The 2,382-nt window shown below is 39.6% G+C and carries 3 protein-coding genes; 2 read left to right on the plus strand and 1 reads right to left on the minus strand.

Annotated features, from left to right (window positions below; all coding sequences use genetic code 11):
* Window positions 1-1,040 (plus strand): protein translocase subunit SecF (gene secF, locus GCCT14_RS04450; RefSeq protein WP_108624394.1); only part of this gene is annotated, 1,040 nt, incomplete at its 5' end.
* A 129-nt stretch (window positions 1,041-1,169) separates the two neighbouring features.
* Here secF and GCCT14_RS04455 read toward each other — a convergent pair.
* Entirely contained in the window at window positions 1,170-1,745 is a 576-nt protein-coding gene (locus GCCT14_RS04455; RefSeq protein WP_108624395.1) for a helix-turn-helix domain-containing protein, read from the minus strand.
* 208 nt (window positions 1,746-1,953) lie between these two features.
* On the opposite strand from GCCT14_RS04455, the gene GCCT14_RS04460 reads away from it, so the two are divergent.
* Window positions 1,954-2,376, plus strand: coding sequence for a hypothetical protein (locus tag GCCT14_RS04460; protein ID WP_108624396.1), 423 nt, complete (start codon window positions 1,954-1,956; stop codon window positions 2,374-2,376).
* Window positions 2,377-2,382: the final 6 nt, after the last annotated feature.

Below are 2,382 nucleotides of genomic sequence, written 5' to 3' on the forward strand. Positions count from 1 at the left end.
CGATAGGGATCTTTGTGTCTATTTTCACGGCTATATTCACTACAAGCACATTTTTTTCATTCATTTTTGCGAGAGGAATATCTTTCCCTGCAAAGATGTCCAGTCTCTTTTCGAAGAGGTCTATTCCTCTTTTTCGTTTCCGACAATCTATTTTTTTTCTTTCTTTTCTTGTGATCGTTTCAGGGTGGATTTTTCTGTGGGAACACCGCAAGAATTTGATTGGAGTTGACCTAGCTGGTGGAACTACATTGAACCTTGACTTTCCAGTAGGAAGTGGTCAAATGAGAGAACATGTAAAAGAAGCTTTAGAAATGGAAGGCATTTCTCCATCCTTTTACCGGTTACAAGAAAGAGGCTCCCCAGAAAAACTAAGGATTTATCTTTCTGGTTCTAGCTCTCAACATTTTGAAGATGCTTCTGGTCTTTGTACTGTTTTGGAAAAAAATGGCATTCAAATAACTTCAGACACTCTGAAAAGAGCTCAAGAGAGCTGGGCATCTGTAAGTGGTCAATTCTCAAAGACTATGAGGAATAACGGTTTAATTGCACTTTTTCTATCTCTTCTCTCGGTATTGATTTATCTTTCGGTAAGGTTTGAATGGCATTACGGACTAGCAGCTCTTATTGGAATTTTCCACAATCTCTTACTTACATTCGGTTGTATGGGAATGTTTCTTTTGATGGATTACCCAATACAGATCGATGTTCATGTAATAGGAGCTATCATGACGGTGGTAGGCTACTGTCTCAATGACACGATCATAATCTTCGATCGCATACGAGAGGACCTTCAAAAATCTAGAGGGAAACAACTCCGTTCCGTAATAGAAGCCAGTGTTGGGTCTACACTTGGAAGAACTTGCATGACCTGTATCACAACCCTTGCGGTTTTGATCTGTCTTCTGTTTTTCGCTGGGTCATCTTTATTTTCTTTCTCCCTGGTAATGACAACGGGAGTTGTTATTGGGCCCTTTTCTTCTTGCTTTGCAGCTATTGTCTTAAATTCTATCCAAAATAAACTGGATAGAATCAGAAAATAAAAAAGATGAAATATCCGCGTGAGCAGACAATTCATCCTTCTTGCAAATGTAAATCTGTTATTCTCTCAAATAGGGACCCAAAGGTTACAGCCGCCCCCACAAGGGCCGCTCTCCTAGTGAGGAGCCTTATTATCCAGCTTTGAGCAACCGTCTTCTATTTCCGAGGACGTGCTCTCGCTGGTACTTCTCGATATCCTTGATGTGAATAACCCAAGAAGATCCCCTTCTTTCAGCGCCCAAGTGACCAACACGTGTCGCGTAGTAAATTCTTTGTGCAGAAAGGTTCAATAAACGAGCAGTCTGTCCAACTGAATAATATCCCTTTGAATTATCAAAAAGGAGCTTTCCGTTATACATGCTCTTGGATCGAGAGTAGCGATCTCGACGATAAGCAGCTAAATCATCCAAATCAATTGTCCAACGAGCAATCTTCTTATATGCCCTTAGCTTCTTCTGCTTTATCGCGACATATATAGCTTGCCTGGTGACATTATTTATCTTAGCAGCCTCTGTTATCGATACAGCTCTCCTCTCTTCACTCACATGTCGGTCTCCCTGAATCTTTGAAGAGTGACCAACGCCATCCCTACCTTCACTATCTTGATGAGACCTCGAATTCTGTGATCGGCTGGAAAAACTTTTCCACTCTTTATCGCTCTCAAAGGATCTCGAGCCTTCAACATCATCCTTTATGCCTCGGGACATAACTAAACTCCAGGAAGATCTAACATTCAAACTTAAAGTCACGAGTATCATTAAAAGTTTCTTAGTTTGTCAACTATTTAATTTGTCTAATCTTTATTTAAAATCAACCTAGATATAACTAAATATCTAGCCTTATCTTAGTTCCAGCAATCTAATTTGCCTCTACTGCACGCAACCTGAATACGACTTTGAACAAGGGCTCAAATTCATGAATAATTTTTCTAAACTGGCGGGATGGTTTCGCTTTTATTACTGTTCCCTGATCCTTGCAGTTTTTCCTCTTTTCATTTTTGGTTTCAATTGGCCCAAGATATCTGAAGAAGATGTCTTGACTAAGGTTGACACATGTTTAGATATGCATGCCAAATGGAATGAACTATCGCCTAATTTGATAGAGAGAACTCTTAAGAACTATTCGAACTACTTTTCGACTCTACAGTCATATCTCGACCAGTCATTATGGGAAATATGGGCAACGCCCAATTCAAACTTAATTGAGACTACTATCACGCAACTAAAAGAAAGAAAGCTTACAAATTTTGCAAACTTTGTGCATCACGCAACTGAAGTATTGGAAAAAATGCAAGGATCAGGGAACAGTAATAAAAGCGAAACCATCCCGCCAGTTTAGAAAAAT

It is taken from the genome of Candidatus Similichlamydia epinepheli (assembly GCF_003056015.1).